14 protein-coding genes and 1 riboswitch are annotated in these 16,062 nt (G+C 56.9%); of the genes, 5 read left to right on the plus strand and 9 right to left on the minus strand.

Annotation, left to right across the window (positions count from 1 at the left end; genetic code table 11):
- Nucleotides 1-15: 15 nt before the first annotated feature.
- A riboswitch (TPP riboswitch) is annotated at nucleotides 16-121 on the minus strand.
- Nucleotides 122-258: 137 nt separating this feature from the next.
- The 3 genes from AC2FFH_RS09585 to AC2FFH_RS09595 form a co-directional block, all read right to left on the minus strand.
- Nucleotides 259-1,623: an ArsB/NhaD family transporter gene (locus AC2FFH_RS09585; RefSeq protein ID WP_282169644.1), complete on the minus strand. Its 1,365-nt coding sequence runs from the start codon at nucleotides 1,621-1,623 to the stop codon at nucleotides 259-261.
- A 24-nt stretch (nucleotides 1,624-1,647) separates the two neighbouring features.
- Entirely contained in the window at nucleotides 1,648-2,136 is a 489-nt protein-coding gene (locus AC2FFH_RS09590; RefSeq protein WP_058272048.1) for a CBS domain-containing protein, read from the minus strand.
- A gap of 319 nt (nucleotides 2,137-2,455) precedes the next feature.
- Nucleotides 2,456-3,220, minus strand: coding sequence for an enoyl-CoA hydratase-related protein (locus AC2FFH_RS09595; protein ID WP_496844290.1), 765 nt, complete (start codon nucleotides 3,218-3,220; stop codon nucleotides 2,456-2,458).
- Nucleotides 3,221-3,694: 474 nt separating this feature from the next.
- On the opposite strand from AC2FFH_RS09595, the gene AC2FFH_RS09600 reads away from it, so the two are divergent.
- Nucleotides 3,695-4,480: a HalD/BesD family halogenase gene (locus AC2FFH_RS09600; protein WP_496844291.1), complete on the plus strand. Its 786-nt coding sequence runs from the start codon at nucleotides 3,695-3,697 to the stop codon at nucleotides 4,478-4,480.
- 238 nt (nucleotides 4,481-4,718) lie between these two features.
- Here AC2FFH_RS09600 and AC2FFH_RS09605 read toward each other — a convergent pair whose 3' ends face one another.
- The gene (locus AC2FFH_RS09605) at nucleotides 4,719-5,771 is read right to left on the minus strand and encodes a zinc ABC transporter substrate-binding protein (RefSeq protein WP_496766215.1); all 1,053 of its coding nucleotides are present in this window, start codon (nucleotides 5,769-5,771) and stop codon (nucleotides 4,719-4,721) included.
- A gap of 56 nt (nucleotides 5,772-5,827) precedes the next feature.
- Between AC2FFH_RS09605 and AC2FFH_RS09610 the strand changes: the two genes are divergently transcribed.
- From AC2FFH_RS09610 to AC2FFH_RS09620, 3 genes are read left to right on the plus strand one after another with little or no spacing between them, the layout of a single operon-like run.
- Nucleotides 5,828-6,340, plus strand: coding sequence for a Fur family transcriptional regulator (locus tag AC2FFH_RS09610; RefSeq protein ID WP_496734856.1), 513 nt, complete (start codon nucleotides 5,828-5,830; stop codon nucleotides 6,338-6,340).
- 2 nt (nucleotides 6,341-6,342) lie between these two features.
- On the plus strand, nucleotides 6,343-7,095 hold the full coding sequence (locus AC2FFH_RS09615) for a metal ABC transporter ATP-binding protein (RefSeq protein ID WP_496724895.1): 753 nt from the start codon (nucleotides 6,343-6,345) through the stop codon (nucleotides 7,093-7,095).
- A complete protein-coding gene (locus AC2FFH_RS09620) occupies nucleotides 7,095-7,892 on the plus strand; it encodes an iron chelate uptake ABC transporter family permease subunit (protein WP_496844292.1) in 798 nt (265 codons plus the stop codon). The genes AC2FFH_RS09615 and AC2FFH_RS09620 overlap by 1 nt, the downstream gene beginning before the upstream one ends.
- Nucleotides 7,893-7,958: 66 nt before the next feature.
- On the opposite strand, the gene AC2FFH_RS09625 is transcribed toward AC2FFH_RS09620, so the two are convergent.
- The 5 genes from AC2FFH_RS09625 to AC2FFH_RS09645 form a co-directional block, all read right to left on the minus strand.
- Nucleotides 7,959-8,696 (minus strand): maleate cis-trans isomerase family protein, encoded by a 738-nt coding sequence (locus AC2FFH_RS09625; RefSeq protein WP_496766219.1) that lies wholly within the window; start codon nucleotides 8,694-8,696, stop codon nucleotides 7,959-7,961.
- The gene (locus AC2FFH_RS09630; protein WP_496766221.1) at nucleotides 8,693-9,760 is read right to left on the minus strand and encodes a pyridoxal phosphate-dependent aminotransferase; all 1,068 of its coding nucleotides are present in this window, start codon (nucleotides 9,758-9,760) and stop codon (nucleotides 8,693-8,695) included. Before AC2FFH_RS09630 ends, AC2FFH_RS09625 begins: the two co-directional genes overlap by 4 nt.
- Nucleotides 9,757-11,409 carry a hydantoinase B/oxoprolinase family protein gene (locus tag AC2FFH_RS09635; protein ID WP_496766223.1) on the minus strand — a complete coding sequence of 551 codons (1,653 nt, stop codon included), beginning with the start codon at nucleotides 11,407-11,409 and terminating at the stop codon, nucleotides 9,757-9,759. The genes AC2FFH_RS09630 and AC2FFH_RS09635 overlap by 4 nt, the downstream gene beginning before the upstream one ends.
- Nucleotides 11,409-13,505, minus strand: coding sequence for a hydantoinase/oxoprolinase family protein (locus tag AC2FFH_RS09640; protein ID WP_496766225.1), 2,097 nt, complete (start codon nucleotides 13,503-13,505; stop codon nucleotides 11,409-11,411). The genes AC2FFH_RS09635 and AC2FFH_RS09640 overlap by 1 nt, the downstream gene beginning before the upstream one ends.
- Before the next feature lie 262 nt (nucleotides 13,506-13,767).
- On the minus strand, nucleotides 13,768-14,739 hold the full coding sequence (locus AC2FFH_RS09645; RefSeq protein ID WP_496766227.1) for a TetR/AcrR family transcriptional regulator: 972 nt from the start codon (nucleotides 14,737-14,739) through the stop codon (nucleotides 13,768-13,770).
- A gap of 179 nt (nucleotides 14,740-14,918) precedes the next feature.
- Here AC2FFH_RS09645 and AC2FFH_RS09650 point away from each other — a divergent pair, with 179 nt between their 5' ends.
- Nucleotides 14,919-16,052 carry an LLM class flavin-dependent oxidoreductase gene (locus tag AC2FFH_RS09650; RefSeq protein ID WP_496844293.1) on the plus strand — a complete coding sequence of 378 codons (1,134 nt, stop codon included), beginning with the start codon at nucleotides 14,919-14,921 and terminating at the stop codon, nucleotides 16,050-16,052.
- The last annotated feature ends 10 nt before the right edge of the window (nucleotides 16,053-16,062 follow it).

Below are 16,062 nucleotides of genomic sequence, written 5' to 3' on the forward strand. Positions count from 1 at the left end.
GAGAGGGCAAGGATGGATGAAACCGAAACCCTTCCCTCCGCCGGTTCTAGCCGGTTCAGGTTCTACGGGTTCGCTTGATAAGCATCTCAGCGCGGCAGGCCGTGCTCCCCGAGGTGAGGCCGTCACTAGGGGGGATTGGCTAGAAAGACAACCAAATTCGGTGCCTCAGCGCGGTGCGTGTCACATGCGGGCAAGTAAACCTGTCCGGAGTCGGACGCCCTTTGAACCTGTAATACGTTTGGTTCAAAGGGCCATAGGTCAGAAGTAACGCAGCCAAATATAGACGTTCGCGATCATCAGGGTGAGGATCATGATCGGGAATGCAATTTTGGCGAAGGCGATGAAGCCGATGGGCTGCTTGGCCTTTTCCGCAAAAGCAGCCACCGTAAGGTTGGCGCTTGCCCCCAACAGTGTACCGTTGCCGCCCAGACAGGCCCCAAGCGCCAGCGACCACCAAAGGGGTTCAATCGCGTCCTTGCCGCCGAACGTGTCTGCGGTGGACTCGATCAGAGGGATCATCGTTGCCACGAAAGGAATGTTGTCGAGGATTGCGGACAAAATGCCGGAGGCCCAAAAGATGAAGAACGCGGTCCACATCATGTCGCCTTGGGTCAGCTCCAGCACTTTCTCACCGAAGAATGCCAGCAGTCCAACATGTTCGACACCGGCAACGATGACGAACAGCCCACCGAAGAAAAAGATTGTGACCCATTCAACTTCGCCAAAGATGTGGTGAACCGACTCCGACTGTTCTTCACCGCTTTGGTGGCCATAGGCCAGCAGCATCAACAGGCCTGCACCGGCCAACGCTGACGTACCCGGCTGAATGCCGTAGCTGTGCCCCAGCGTGAACCCCAGCAAAACCAGAGCCAAAACGGCCAGAGACTTGATCATCAAGACTACATCAGTAACCGCTTCGGATTCGTTGAACCCCATAATCCGATCGCTGGCCGATTTCGGAATGCGGGCCAGTTCCTTGCGGTTCATAAGGTAAATAATGCCGGTCAGGACAACCAGACATATGGCCGAGATAGGCGCCAGGTTCACCACGAAATCGTTGAAGCTAAGCCCTGCGGCCGAGCCAATGATGATGTTGGGTGGGTCACCGATCAGCGTCGCTGTTCCGCCCACGTTCGAGGCCAGGATCTCGGCGACAAAGAACGGGAACACACGCGTTTCCAGGGCTTCAGTGATCAGCAGCGTAATCGGGGCGATCAGCAAAACGGTCGTCACGTTGTCCAGCAGGGCCGAGAACACCGCCGTAATCAGCGTCAGCATGATGAGGATGCCGGTTGGATTGGCTTTCACCGCTTTTGCGGCCTTGATCGCTACGTATTGGAACAATCCGCATTTGCTGGTGATCCCCACGATGACCATCATGCCGATAAGCAGTGCCAGAGTGTTGGCGTCCACACCCGCCACGGCCTGTTCCTGATTGATGATGCCAAACAGGACCATCAGGGACGCGCCCAGCATCGTCAGAATGGCGCGGTTAACCTTTTCGGTGATCAGGACCGCATACACCAAAATCAGAATTCCGGTCGCGATCCAAAGCGGATCAATGCCCAATAGTTGTGGAACAGAGAGAGCGGCCTCTCCGTGTGACGTCGAATGCGTAGCCAAGGTTTTAGTCCGGTTTGTATAGGGTTAGCTGAGTGCGCGATCCAAAAGCGAGTTGGCGCTTACGGTGCCAACGAAACGGTTGGTTTCGGGCTCAACAAGGATCACGTGCCGTTTGAATTTGTAGATCAGGAAGATACCTTCCATCACCGGCGTATCAGGTGCAGCGACAGGGATGTTCGAGGGCCTCGACATGTTGTCGCGAACCTTTTCGGTCTTCAGCCGCTCCATCTGTTGTTCGAAATCATCCCGCGTCAGATTCATGAAGCTGAGCGAGTCGATCGCGACGCGCGACGCATCATCATTTAGACCGATTGTAGCCGCCTTCGGCAGAATCAGTTTCAGCAGCGTCGGGGCGGTAAAGACGCCAACATAAGTCCCGTCTTCGGCCACGACAGGCAGAAACCGTGCCCGGCTGCCCCTGATGATGTTGAAAGCCGTGGCGATGCTTTCATCCGGCAGAATGGTCTTTTGTACCTCAGGCGGCACCATCACGTCATAGCAGGTTAGGCCCATGCTTTTCCTCTGACTTCACGCGGCTATCGGGTGAAACGCCATCCAACAGCCACAGGGCACGCCCTTTTCGGCTTGTTAAAGCGTGTCAGGGCGAATCAAAATTTGTTGATGTGCACTGATTCCATTGCCGGGCGGAATTGACCAGCCCGGTAATGAAATTAAGTTGTTATCCTTCCGTTATTCGCGATGCAGGCCAATAACGGAAGGTTGGTTTCAGCTTGGGTTTGCGTCAGAGGCGTTTTGTGCCTCAGCTTTCGTTTCCGAAATAACCGGGGCTGCCTTCGAGGCGAGGAAAGCCGTAGTCCCTCAAAGGCGCAGGTCAGCTGTAATTCGGTGCGCGTTTTTGCAGTTTGGCCGCAACGCTTTCGGCGAAATCCGGGGATTGTAGCTGCGCGGCAAAGATCTTGATTTCTGCGGCCATGTGTCCGGCCACTTCGTCACGCTGATTGCGGATCAGGACCTTGGACTGCTTGAGCGCCACTGGGGATGAGGCTGCAATGGCTTTTGCGATCTCCTGGACTTCGCTCATCAACTCACCGTCGGCAAAGACGCGCGCGACCAACCCGTGGTTCAGGGCCTCGGATGCCGTCAGAACCCGCCCCGCCAGCAAGACGTCATTGGCGACAGCCATGCCGAGGGACGCAGGCAGCAACATCGAAGAACCGGCCTCGGGCACCAGACCCAGTTGGACAAATGGAGCGCTGAATGAAGCGCTGTTCGCGGAATAGACCAGATCGCAGTGCAGCAGCATGGTCAGGCCAACACCAATTGCAGAACCGTTGACTGCGGCGATCAGGAGTTTCGGACAATCCCGGATCGCATTCAGGAACCGAATAATCGGATTTTCAACGTCACCCGCCGGAAGGCCCCCTGTCATAAAGTCCTGCAGGTCATTCCCGGCTGTGAACATATCGCCTTCACCAGTGATGACCAGCGCCCGGGCATGATCAGTTTGACCGTATTCTTCGATGGCTTCAGCTATCGCAGTATACATGGCAAAAGTGATCGCGTTTTTCTTGTCTGTGCGAGAAATCGTGACTGTGGTGACGCGATCCTGAGTGCTGACGATGATATGTTCGCTCATGGCGTTATTCCTTGGATGTCCGGCGGAATTTGTGCCGCGTCGGCTGTGGGTTTCCTGCATGTGGGCAAGTTCGTATGCGGGCAAATAGCCTGCGTCAACAAATCAGGGCGGTTACCTCACGTCGCCGGGCGAGTGTGCCAGATTGATCCCCACCGCTGAATTCAGTGGTGCCTTAACTTTGCAGCGCAGCCACGACTTTTTTACATCTGGAGGAGATCTACGTCTTTTTGCGTAAGCTATCCGGTAATCCTGCCGCAAAGGGATCGGCGACATGCTCATCCTGGTGAGGGTCTCCGACTTTAAATCCATCGCCGTCATTTCTACTGAACCAGCGCCCTCAGGAACGGGCGCTTTCCGCCGGGCAATCCGTTTCTGGTCAGAGCTTTTGAAATTCTTATGCTCCCCAAAAAGGCTATCCATTGATAAAACCCTGTTTCAAGCCCTGCTTAGGATAACAGGAAGGGAGGGTCGAAGATGCGTGATGTCATAAACTTGGATTTGTATCCGCTGGACCAGCCGGGCAGCATGGCCTGGCACAGCCTGATCGAACGCTGCAAAGCCGATCTTTCTGAGAATGGACTTTTCAACCTGCCTGGCTTTGTTCGCGACAGTGCGCTGGAATCGGCGGTGTCTGAGCTGCAACCGGTTTTCGCTGAAGAGGCTTTTGTCCATGCACGGCGGCACAACATCTATTTCAGGACGTCTATCGAGGGCCTCGGTAGCAACCATCCTGCCCTGACCCAACTTGAAACGTCTAACAGGACGATTTGCGCCGATCAGTTGGGGCAGGCCTTTGTCATCCGCCTGTATGAATGGCCGCCATTTGCGAAGTTTCTGGCCGCGGTCATGGAAAAGCCTAAGCTTTTTGTCATGGATGATCCGCTGGCCCGCGTGAATGTAATGGCTTACTCAGCCGGGCAGGCCCTGAACTGGCATTTCGACAGGTCCGAATTCACCACAACGCTGCTGTTGCAAGCGCCGTTGGCGGGCGGTGAATTCGAGTACGAAAAGGACCTGCGTAGTGATGACAACCCTAATTATGACGGGGTGGCTGAATTGCTGGAAGGTCGGCGCAAGCCCACGCTCATGAAACTGCAACCGGGGACTTTGAACATCTTCAAAGGCAAAAACACGGCGCACCGCGTTTCGCCTGTTCAAGGCGACCGCGACCGCATGATCGCCGTGTTTTCCTTTTATGATCGGCCAAATGTTCAGTTCACAGACGAAGAACGCATCGGGTTTTACGGGCGCGCGTCGTGATCTGAGATGGCACATGCCTGACCCTAGCCAGTGTCAGAATCGTTAATCCGGACAGCGCTAAAGCCTCTGACTGCGTCGTTCTGATGGGAACTCAATAAGACATCTGGGTGCGTTCCCAAACGGGCGAATACCCCGGGCACTGAAACGCAAAAAAAGCAAGTGTCCGAGATGCTTTGGTGTCCCCGGCTATGTTCAGCCCGTTCTGGGTTTTCATGCCAAAACGGGCTGCCCGGTCAGGTCATAGACATTCCGCCAAAGTTTTTGCGATGCTCCGGATCATTTGCGGGTACAGTTCGGCCCCAGGTTCAAGATCAGAACCTAGCGGATCTATCACACCGGTATTCGCTTCGGTTCTGTCCAAGACGGTGGCGACGATGCCGGGGTTGAATTGCGGCTCTGACAGAACACAATTGATCCCTTCTTCACGAATGCGCACCTGAATTTCTGAAATCCGCGCCGGACTTGGATCCGACGCATCGCTGAGCGAAATCGCACCCGACGCGGGGATGTCGAAGGCGTTCTCGAAGTACTGATAGGCATCGTGGAACACGATGAAGTTGCTTCCGCGTACAGGTTCCAGAGTTGCACTTACTTCAGCAGAGAGGGCTGCCATCTCTTCGCGCGCAGCCGCCGCGTTTGCGAAATATGCACCCGCATTGTCCGGGTCCGCAGCGGAAAGCTGAGCGGCAATCACGTTCAGCCAGGTGTCGGCGTTTTTGGGCGAAAGCCAGGCATGCGGATCATGATCGCCGTGCGCGTGGTCATGGTGGTCGTCGTGTTCTGCATGATCCTCGTGATCGTGGTCATCGCCCTCGGCATGCTCTTCGTGGTCATGATCGTCATGGTCTTTGTCGTCGGCATGATCCTCGTGACCATGATCGTCATGTTCCTCCTCTTCGGCGTGATCTTCATCGTCATGATCGTGCGCCTCAAACAGCGCATCCTCGCGGAAATCCAGAAGGACGGTGCCATCCACTTCCAGCAGGGGGGTGACTGTCGCGCCGTTGGCCAGGGTCTCTACCGCGCCTTCCATCCATGGGGTCAGGTCCTTCCCCATCCAGAATACCAGATCCGCATTTTGCAGGGCAGCCGCCTCAGAAGGGCGCAGGTTGTATTCATGCGGGGACGCGCCGGTTTGTACGATCAGGTTAGGTGTCCCAACACCTTCCATCACGCGCGCCACCAACGAGTGCACCGGTGCAATATCAACTGCAACATTTGGGACATCGGCCATTGCTGTGCCCCCCATCAACGCAGCCGTGATCGAAACAGGAAGAAGCTTTCTGGACATCAAACCCTCTATGTGATTTTATAACGTTGCGAGTGGCATATATGATATGGAATAACATGACAAGTGAGACGAGACCTGCACCTGCCGAAGACTCCGCCCTTGTCGGATTCCAAAAGCACGACCACGCGCACTGCGTCGAAAGCAGCCTGACCGTTGCCGAGACCCGGTGCAAAGAAGAAGGTTTGCGGCTGACTCCCGTGCGGCGCAAGGTTTTGGAAATGCTGCTGCAGGAACATCGGGCCTTGGGTGCCTATACAATCCTTGATCGATTGCGCGACGAAGGCTTCGGATCGCAGCCGCCGGTGGCTTATCGCGCCCTCGATTTTCTTGTTGAGAACGGGTTTGTCCACAAAATCGAACGGTTGAACGCATTTGTCGCCTGCGCGCATCCCGGGGCAACGCATTCCCCGGCCTTCATGATTTGTAGGAAATGTGATGCCGTGGCCGAAGCACATTCAACACCCGCGAAAGGAGAGCTGGGCGCAGCCGCGCGGGCGGTGGGTTTCGAGATTGAGCGGACCGTTGTAGAAGCCGAAGGCGTTTGCCCCGACTGCACCGAAAAGGCGTAGAAATGAACCTGATTACCGTAGAAGACCTCAGCGTTAGCTATGGGGCCAATACCGTGTTACGGCACATTAACATGGGGGTCGAACCTGGTGAAATCGTGACCATCGTCGGCCCTAACGGTTCGGGTAAGACAAGCCTGCTGCGCGCCATAATCGGTGCAATCAAACCGTCTGCCGGGCGGGTAAAGCGAAAGCTGGGGCTGAGAATTGGTTACGTCCCGCAAAAGCTGCATATCGACCCGACCTTGCCGATCACCGTCGAACGGTTCATGCGGCTGACCCATCGCGCCTCAAAGAAGGATTGCGCGACTGCGTTGGAAACAGCCGGAGTGCCCGATCTGCTCAAGCGCCAGATGTCACAGCTTTCGGGCGGACAATTCCAGCGCGTGCTGCTGGCGCGAGCCTTGATCAACCGGCCCGAAATCCTGTTGCTGGATGAAGCCACGCAAGGGTTGGACCAGCCCGGTTCGGCTGCGTTTTATCGCCAGATCGAAGACGTGCGCCAGGAAACAGGGTGCGCGATCATCATGATAAGCCACGAACTCCACGTGGTGATGAGCGCCTCGGACCGGGTGATCTGCCTGAACGGCCATGTCTGCTGCGAGGGCTCACCTGCGGTCGTGGCCTCGGCCCCCGAATACCGCGCCCTGTTCGGAACCGGAACAGGCGGTGCCCTTGCCCTTTACCGCCATGATCATGATCACAACCACGATCATCATCATGACCATGGAACAGATTCTCAGGAAGCCGCAGAATAATGCTTGATGATTTCATGACCCGGGCCACACTGGCCGGAGTTGGCGTGGCCTTTGCTGCGGCGCCGTTGGGGTGTTTTGTGGTGTGGCGCCGTATGGCCTATTTCGGCGATGCCACAGCGCACGCCGCCATTCTTGGCGTCGCCCTGTCGCTAACGTTTCAGATGTCGATTTTTACAGGCGCGCTGGCCGTCGCCTTGTTGATGGCGCTGACCGTGACACTGTTGGTAGGTCGTGGTTACGCTATGGATACGTTGCTGGGCGTCATGGCGCATTCCGCCTTGGCATTCGGTCTTGTGGCAGTCTCATTCCTCTCCGGTGTCCGGATTGATTTGATGGCCTATCTGTTTGGCGACATTCTGGCCGTTTCCCGTTCGGATCTGGCCGTCATCTGGGGTGGCGCTGCACTGGTCGTATTTTTGATTGCGTGGCGTTGGTCCCAGTTGTTGACGGCGACGTTGAACGAGGAACTGGCGTATGCCAGCGGGTTCGACCCCAAGCGAGAACAACTGATTTTGACGCTTGCACTGGCCATCACGGTGGCAGTCGCCATCAAGGTCGTGGGCGTTTTGTTGATCGCGGCAATGCTGATAATACCGGCCGCAGCGGCGCGGAGTCTGGCACGGTCACCGGAAACGATGGCTCTGATCGCTGCAGCGATTGGGGCGACATCTGCTGTGGCCGGGTTGCGAGCGGCTTATGTCTTCGACACGCCCGCAGGTCCTTCCATCGTCTGCGTCGCCGCCATTCTGTTTGCCTGTTTTAGCCTGCTTGGATGGCAACGCCATACCAAGCCCTGAAAACCGCCTGGAAACTGCAACCGATGTTAGGCGGGTCGTAAAAATCTCATTTGCCCTGACCGCGCGTCACAAGCTATCGAACAGACGCCCAGGCAACGCTTTGTGACGTGGCAGGTTCAGCGCTTTCAGCAGTCCAAAGACCATCGCTTGATTGGAGGTAATGACGGGTTTGTTCAGCGCGGCCTCAATCCGTTCAATCGCCTCGACCGAGCGCATGTCTGTGCAACTTAGGACGATTGCCTGCGAATCCGGGTGATCGGCCCTACACGCCAGATCGAACACCTCGTCCGGGGTCAGTTCACCTTGCCCATAATTGCCAAGCTCGCGGCCGACATCGGCACATTTGACGGTTTCAATGCCGTTTAGGGCCATGAAATCCATCGCCCGGGCATTGATCTCGCCCAAATAGGGCGATGAAAAGCCGACCTTTGTTGCGCCGACAGCATTGATCCCAGCGATCAACGCCCCTGCAGCGGTCAGCGAAACTGCACCCGAGCCCGCCTTAATCTGCAGGGCCAGCTCTGCATCAAAGGACGGTCCGTGGGTCAGTGTCGCCGAGGTGCAGCCATACAGCACCACATCGGGGCGTATGCCCGAGATCATCCGCAGGTCGTGAGTGATATCCGATGCGCCCAACCCCGCCATCTGATCCGAGCCGGGGATTTCATCCACGTCATATCCGCCCATGCGTTGAAAATGGACTGTGGTGTTGGGCGGCCTCAACAACTCCATATCCGGTTCGAGGTTGGTGTTGGTGAAGGGTACCAGAACACCGATTTTGGCTGCGGTTCGTGTTTCGGTCACTTCTGTGCTCCCTTCAAGGCGGTCAGGCACCGATCCATGACCGGTGCCTCGCAGATAGTGGCGCGCAGGCAGTCGGGTAAGCCGTATCCCCCCATGCCGCGCATCAGAAGGTTGTCGGATTGAAGCGCCGCATCAGCCCGTTGTGCATCCTGCGTTGATTCAAAGCGCAATAGCACAAAGTTTGTATGGCTTTGAGGAACGATTAGGCCCAACGCACGACATTCCACGGCAAACCGTTCACGGATTTCAGTCGTGCGGGCAACCACATTTTGCATATGCTCCTGATCGCGGATCGCGGCAGCGGCTGCTGCTTGTGAAGCGATGGAGATATTGTTCGGGTTGAGCAATTTTCGCAACTCAGCTGCAATCTCGGGCGGGAAGTATCCCCAACCTGCGCGCGCGCCCGCCAGGCCATAGGCCTTGGAAAAGGTGCGCATGATCACGGTGTCCCCTCGATCGGTCAGCGCGAAGATGTCGGCCGGATCATGTATGTGATCGGAAAACTCAGCATAAGCTTGATCGACGACCAGCAGAACATCGGTGGGCAGTTCCCCGCGCAGACGAAGGATTTCGGAATTGGGGATTAGGGTGCCGGTCGGGTTGCCGGGGTTGCAGACAAAGACGATCCGCGTTTCAGGTGACACCGCGGCGATGATATCGTCGACGGATACGGTCAGATCCACTTCACGCGCCTTGACGTAATCGGCCTGAACCTGGGCTGCTGCTGAGGCGACAAACGCATATCCATAATCCGTGCCAAGGACCCGATCACCCCGCCCGGCATAGGCGCGGATCAAACAGCCGATCAGCTCCATCGAGCCCGCTCCGCACAGCACCCGTGCCGGATCAAGTCCATGCACATCTGCAATTTCTGCGCGCAGTTCCAACCATTCCGGATCAGGATACAATTGCAGATCGGCCATTGCGTCACGACCCGCCTTGATGGCAGCGGGGCTTGTGGGAAAGGCGCTTTCGTTCTGGGCCAACGAGATAGTGTTTTCGCCACCAAGGTCGGCCAGCGCATAGGCCGCCATTGCACTTATGTGGGGAACCGGGCGGATCATGATGTGCCCCCATAGGATTTTGCGCCTTCTGCGCTGATCAGACCGCGCTTGAGGTCTAGGGAGATTGCCTGTGGGTCTCGCGCGGCCGGGTCGCCAAAACCACCGCCCCCAGGGGTTTCAAATATAAGGTAGTCGTCAGCTTCAACGCGCAGTTCTCCTTTGCCCGGGATATCACTTTCGCTATCGCGGAAACGAATACGACCAGGTGCGCCGGGTTTTCCACCCATGCGTCCGAGGGCGGGGAATTTGAGGCGCTCAACCGACAGGAAAACGAGAAAGGGTGCACCATTGGCCGAGGTCATCTCGATCCGTTGGCCGAGACCGCCGCGAAACTTGCCTGCACCTCCTGAATCCTGGCGTAGTTCGCGTTTCCAGATTGTGACGGGGGCCACGCTTTCCGTGATCTCGACCTGAGATCCGAACACGCCCGAAGGGTAGGCTGTGGCAGACAAGCCATCCGCGTGTGGCCGAGCGCCGGTGCCGCCATTATGCACAGGTTCAACCGCGAATTCCCGACCTCCATCACGCGCCACTTCGGGTGCGTGCCGCATCGGCAGATCGAACATGCAGGATGCGCCCTCGGCGGGGACCTGAGCTGGCAGGGCCTGATGCAGGCATCCAAGCACCAGATCTGGTGTTACCTGTCCTAGCGTGTGCCGCATTGCCACCGGGGCGGGGCGTTGTGCATTGAGGATGCAGCCTTTTGGGCCGTCCACTGTAAACGGCTCCAACGATCCGGCGTTGTTGGGGATGTCAGACCCGACGATGCAGCGCAGGGCGAAGACTGTATAGGCGGTCGCATAGTTCAACGGCACATTGATACCCTTGCCCGAACAACCCGACGTTCCCGTGAAATCCACATGCATGCCCGTTTTGCTGACCGTTAGGGTGGCGTGCAGTTCCAGTTCTTTTTCATAACCGTCCATCCTCAGAACGTTTCTATAGGTGCCTGTGGGCACTTCAGCGATGGCTTCAAGCGTGCCTCGGCGCGAGGTGTCGATGATGTAGCCGCCCAGTTGATAAAGATCGTCGATTCCGAATTCATCCATCATACCGAGCAGCCGGTTCACGCCCGCTTCGCAGCAAGCGATCAGTGCATATATGTCGCCCTCATTCGCAATGGGCTCGCGGCTGTTGGCGCGGACAATGTCCAAAAGCAAGGCGTTCGGGACACCTTGTTCGACCAGTTTGCAGGGTGGGATCAGCAGGCCCTCATCATAGATATCCGACCCTTCGGGTCCCATTCCAAGGCCGCCCAGATCTACAAGATGCGATGTGCATGAAGTAAAGCCGACGACCTTACCGTTTTTGAAGGCAGGCATCATCAGCAGAAAGTCGTTGAGGTGTCCCGAAGCCAGCCAAGGATCATTGGTCATGTAGATATCGCCGGGCTTCATGTTCTGAACCGGGAAATGACCGCGCAGATGCATCACGGCTTCGGCCATCGTGTTGATGTGTCCGGGCGTTCCGGTAACCGCCTGTGCCAGCATCCGACCCCCGGCGTCAAAGATCCCGGCTGAGATGTCTCCGCATTCGCGCACAATGGGTGAGAATGCGGCGCGGATCAGGGTCTGACCTTGTTCTTCGACGACGGCAAGCAGGCGGTTCCACATGACTTGCAGGCGGGCGGGGGAATGATCGGCAGTCATCATACACCTCCTTTCGGATCTTGGATAAGGATGAGGTTTCCAATGGCATCCACATGCGCCGAGAAGTCTGATGAGACCAAAGTCGTCGTCTGCGGTTCCGTGATCAGCACCGGGCCGCAAACCCGGTCGCCGGGGCTCAGACTGTCGCGTGGCACAAAACCAGCCTGCTTTATCTGACTATCTACATCGCAGGTGATGGGGCGGGTTTGGGCTGGTGTGATAGTTGTCAGAACTGGCGTTTCCGGCAAATCTGGAACATCCGCATCTGGGGTTGCGACGCGGACCGCCCAGTTCAGGATCTCGATTTGCATCCCGGGCACGGGACGCGAGAATTGTTTACGGTATTCCGCCTCGAACGCATCGGTCAGCGGTTTTATGTCTTCGAATGTTAGGTCGCGATCGGGCAGGGCAATCTCGATCTCGTGGCCCTGACCATTGTAGCGCATGAAAGCCGTGCGTTGGGTTTCGGTGAGTGCATCACCCGCGCCTTGGGCAACCACCCGGCTTGCCTCGTCGATCATGTCGGAAAACAGGGCATTGACCCGCTCCAGATCCAGGTATTCAAGTAGAGAATAACTTGATCTGACGATCTCAAAACTGACCGGAGCAAACAGGAACCCCACCGCGGATCCAACACCTGGATTGGGCGGGATCACGATGCGACGGACCCCGGCGGATCGGGCCACACGGCTTGCATGCAGGGGGCCGTTGCCGCCGAAAGCGATCATTGTGCGCGAACCGAGGTCCTTGCCCGACTCCACCGCATGCATTCGGCCCGCACTGGCCATGCTTTCATCGACGATGCGACTGACGCCGTCCGCTGCCGCAGTGCCGTTCGTGCCCAGACGCGCGGCGATGACCCGGTTCAGCGCAGCTTCAGACGCTTCGGGGGCGATCTTGATAAACCCTTCGGCAAATGTGTCCGGCACAATATAGCCCAAGGTAATGTCGCTGTCGGTCACGGTTGGCTCTGTGCCGCCCCGCCCAAAAGCTACCGGACCGGGTTCTGATCCGGCCGATTTTGGACCCACAGTCAACCGACCCAGACGGTCAACCCCGGCGATTGAGCCGCCGCCCGCGCCAATCTCGATCATTTCGACCACAGGGATACGTACAGGCATGCCCGACCCCTTGATGAACCGCGCGGCCCGCGCGATTTCGAATTGGCGCGAGGTTTGAGGCCTTGCATTGTCAATCAGGCAGAGCTTCGCAGTCGTCCCGCCCATGTCGAAAGATAAAACCTCGTCAATCCCAGCCCGCGCTGCGATCCGTGCGGCCAAAATTGCTCCGCCCGCCGGGCCGCTTTCGACCAGCCGGATCGGAAAGCGTGAGGCCGTCTGAACGGTGCACATTCCGCCACTGGCCGTCATCATCAGGATCGGACAGGTCACGCCTTCTGTCTGGAACCGTGAGGCAAAGCGCGCCAGATAGCTTTCCATTAGTGGCTGGATGTAGGCATTGGCGACCGTGGTACAAAGCCGGTCGAACTCGCGCGCCTCGGGGCTGACATCAGAGGAAATTGAAACTGTCAGGCTGGGGCGTTTTTCCGCGAGAATGTCGCGCAACCTGCGTTCGTGCGACGGGTTGGCGTAGGCATGCATCAAACAGATTGCGACCGCTTCTGCACCGGTGGCATCCAGTTCGGCCAACAGCGCGTCTATCGAACTGGCGTCCAGCGGGATCAGCACATTCCCATCGGCAGCCATTCTTTCGCGAATGGTCAGCGCCCGTTCGCGTGGGACCAGCAGGGCCGGCTTTTCCAGGTTGATGTCATATTGCGCATATCGCCGCTCATACGCGATTTCCAGAATGTCGCGAAACCCTTCAGTCGTCACGGTTGCCACAACGGCGCCTCGACGTTCGATCAATGCGTTGGTCGCCAGTGTCGTTCCGTGGATGAAACCTGTCACCTCATTCAACGACCGGCCGGATTCCGCCATGACACGTCTTGCGCCCTCCATCGCGCCATCTGCGGGATTTTTGTGCGTCGTGAGCGTCTTGGTCGAAGCCAATATGGTCTCATCGCCCGAGACGAGTACCGTATCGGTAAAGGTGCCGCCGATATCAATGGCCAGGCGTAAGGTTTGAGATGTCATGAGAGTGTCCGAATTGTCCGTTGTCTGGGCAGATGGCAAAAGGCGCAGAGCGCCTGCCATCATCCACTCACGACGAGGTCACAACCGGTTGCGCGGCGATCCAGAGGGTTAGGACTACAAAGCGTTGTCATATACGCAGTTTGACACGCCCAAGACGTGTCGCAAGTTGGTTTGCGACCAAATCGCCCGGAAGCGACAGAGATGTGCGACTTGATTGCCTAAGCGTTTGTGCATCAACAATCCTGAGCGGTTGATGGTTCGCTCAGGATTTCTTGGAGAGAGCAGCCCTGACCAAAACGCCATCCATGATAAGCGCCTTCAGGCTGGTCCGGATTTCACTTTCCGGGAACTTTCCGATGCTCCAATGCCGGAGAGACCAGACATTACAAAGGAAATACAGATAATTGGCCATCAGCTCTGTGTTCATGGGGCGGAACACATTCTGCTCGACCCCTTTGTCCAGAATGCCTTTCCAGCGGCCCATGAACTCACGCTCCATATCAAATACGCGCGCGCGGTTCTCGGCAGACATGGACCGCGTTTCCGAATAGACCAAATTGATATAGCGGCGGTTTTCGCCAATGTAGTCGATGTACCGGTCAACCGCTTTTTCAAGGTTTTGATCGGCGGGGCCGGTGAACAGTTCTCCGGTATCGAAAAAGTCGATGATGTCCTGCATGCACATCGTAGTGATCAAGTGCAGTATGTCATCTTTGTCCTTGATGTACTTGTACATCAGCGGAACCGACAGCCCGGATGTTTTGGCAATCTCGCGCATCGATGCATTGCCGAACCCATGCTTGGCAATCACCTTGCATGCGCCTTCAAAGATCTGCCGCCGCCGTTCCTCGGCGGTGTCGGACAGGGCGCGGGGCGGCTTTTCAGTCTGAGTGGATTTCGGCGTTTCCGCCAGTTGCGCATCGACTGAGAACGTGCAGGTCACTTCCATCAGCGTGGCGGCTTCACCGGGATTGTGTCCGGCCTGAACGATCGAGACACGGTATGTGGTCAGCGGCGAATCTTCTGGCGACATGCGGATGGCCTGAGCCTCGATTTGCCCCTGTCCCGCAGTTGCCAGATTCGTGGCCGAGGTGTTGACCAGTGTTGGATGCAAAGTGTCTCCGAGGCGTTTGAGTTCCTCGCGCGCAGCATCAATCGCCAACGCAACGCACACGCCATCTAGCTGCGATTTATTAATAAATTCATCAACTTGCGCAGCAGAATACAAAAACACGTGGCTTGCCTCCATAGGACCCTACCTGAGGGCAACATGTTGAAATCCCTATCTCTTGTCCAGTTGGAAATCGTCGCAGTGTCATTGCGACGTAGGGAAAATCAATTCGGGGCTTGACGAAATTGCCGGCTGTATGGGATTGTTAGTGAACGTTCAATCACACGCCAGGGGACGCCTGTATGAAGTTCAAGATTCTCGCCATTCCATTCGCACGCCAGCATGGCGAGGATACTCAGCTTGCCGGACGTGACCCTGCTCGGTTCAACAAGATGATGCACACGATGCGTGATCAGATGGTCCTTGCCGAAGAGCTGGGCTATGACGGCTTCTGCCTGACTGAGCACCACATGCAGGTCGAAGGCGTTGAATGCACCACGAACCCGCTGTTCTGGAACATGTACATCGCCCAGCACACCAAGAACTTCAAAGTTGGTCAGTTGGGGATGAACCTGACCGCGATGAACCCGATCAAGACAGCCGAAGACATCGCCATGCTGGACCATATGACCGGCGGCCGCGTCTTCGCAGGGTTCTCGCGCGGGAACACGCCGCGCTGGACGGCGACCATGGGGCAGCACCTGGACATCACCTCGGCTGAATCCGACAAGTCCGAGGCCGACCAGCGCAACCGTCGCGCGCTGTACGAAAACTGGCGTCTGATCAAGTCGCTGTGGACGGACGACCTGACCGAACATCAGGGCGAATTCTGGAATTTCCCGTCGAATGTCGAGTGGGAGTTCAATCCAACCAAACTCTGGGGTGGTGACAGCCCGGTTGATAGCAACAAGATCCTGCGCAAATCGGGCATCGTGCCTCGTCCGCTGCAAAAGCCGCACCCAAAAGTATATGCGCCGTTCTCGTATTCGATGGAAACTGCCAAGTTCTGGGCTTCGGAAGGGGCCAAGATGGTGTCCTTCGTGACCGCCGACAAAGAAGAATTCATGCCGGTGATTCTTGAGAACTGCCTGAAGGCTGCGCATGAAAACGGGCTGCCTCAAACCACCAACAACGACGTTCTGGCTCTGGGTGCGCATCTGATGATGGGCAAGACTCCCGCCAAGACCAAACAGTACCGCGAAATGTTCGACAACCTGTGGTTCTCGGCCTACGACGCGCCGCCCTATCACGTCCCACTAGGCCGCGTCTGGGACGGCTCGCGTCAACAGGTTCTGGACCAGGTCGGTGAACTGGCCGAGCGCTATCAGATCGACGAATTCTTTGTCTGGCACCACGTGAACTACTTTGGCGACGAGATCGAGCAGGAAGCTCTGATCGAATTCGCCGAAGGCGTCATCAAACCTCTGAACGTATAAGGGGAAGACC

The sequence above is a fragment of the Ruegeria sp. YTSC003 genome (assembly GCF_059609785.1).

Excerpts from the sequence above, each read along its gene's own strand:
- AC2FFH_RS09590 (WP_058272048.1), bottom strand. The coding sequence starts at position 2,136 with ATGGGCCTAACCTGCTATGACGTGATGGTGCCGCCTGAGGTACAAAAG.
- AC2FFH_RS09595 (WP_496844290.1), bottom strand. The coding sequence starts at position 3,220 with ATGAGCGAACATATCATCGTCAGCACTCAGGATCGCGTCACCACAGTC.
- AC2FFH_RS09600 (WP_496844291.1), top strand. The coding sequence starts at position 3,695 with ATGCGTGATGTCATAAACTTGGATTTGTATCCGCTGGACCAGCCGGGC.
- AC2FFH_RS09605 (WP_496766215.1), bottom strand. The coding sequence starts at position 5,771 with ATGTCCAGAAAGCTTCTTCCTGTTTCGATCACGGCTGCGTTGATGGGG.
- AC2FFH_RS09610 (WP_496734856.1), top strand. The coding sequence starts at position 5,828 with ATGACAAGTGAGACGAGACCTGCACCTGCCGAAGACTCCGCCCTTGTC.
- AC2FFH_RS09615 (WP_496724895.1), top strand. The coding sequence starts at position 6,343 with ATGAACCTGATTACCGTAGAAGACCTCAGCGTTAGCTATGGGGCCAAT.
- AC2FFH_RS09620 (WP_496844292.1), top strand. The coding sequence starts at position 7,095 with ATGCTTGATGATTTCATGACCCGGGCCACACTGGCCGGAGTTGGCGTG.
- AC2FFH_RS09630 (WP_496766221.1), bottom strand. The coding sequence starts at position 9,760 with ATGATCCGCCCGGTTCCCCACATAAGTGCAATGGCGGCCTATGCGCTG.
- AC2FFH_RS09635 (WP_496766223.1), bottom strand. The coding sequence starts at position 11,409 with ATGACTGCCGATCATTCCCCCGCCCGCCTGCAAGTCATGTGGAACCGC.
- AC2FFH_RS09640 (WP_496766225.1), bottom strand. The coding sequence starts at position 13,505 with ATGACATCTCAAACCTTACGCCTGGCCATTGATATCGGCGGCACCTTT.
- AC2FFH_RS09650 (WP_496844293.1), top strand. The coding sequence starts at position 14,919 with ATGAAGTTCAAGATTCTCGCCATTCCATTCGCACGCCAGCATGGCGAG.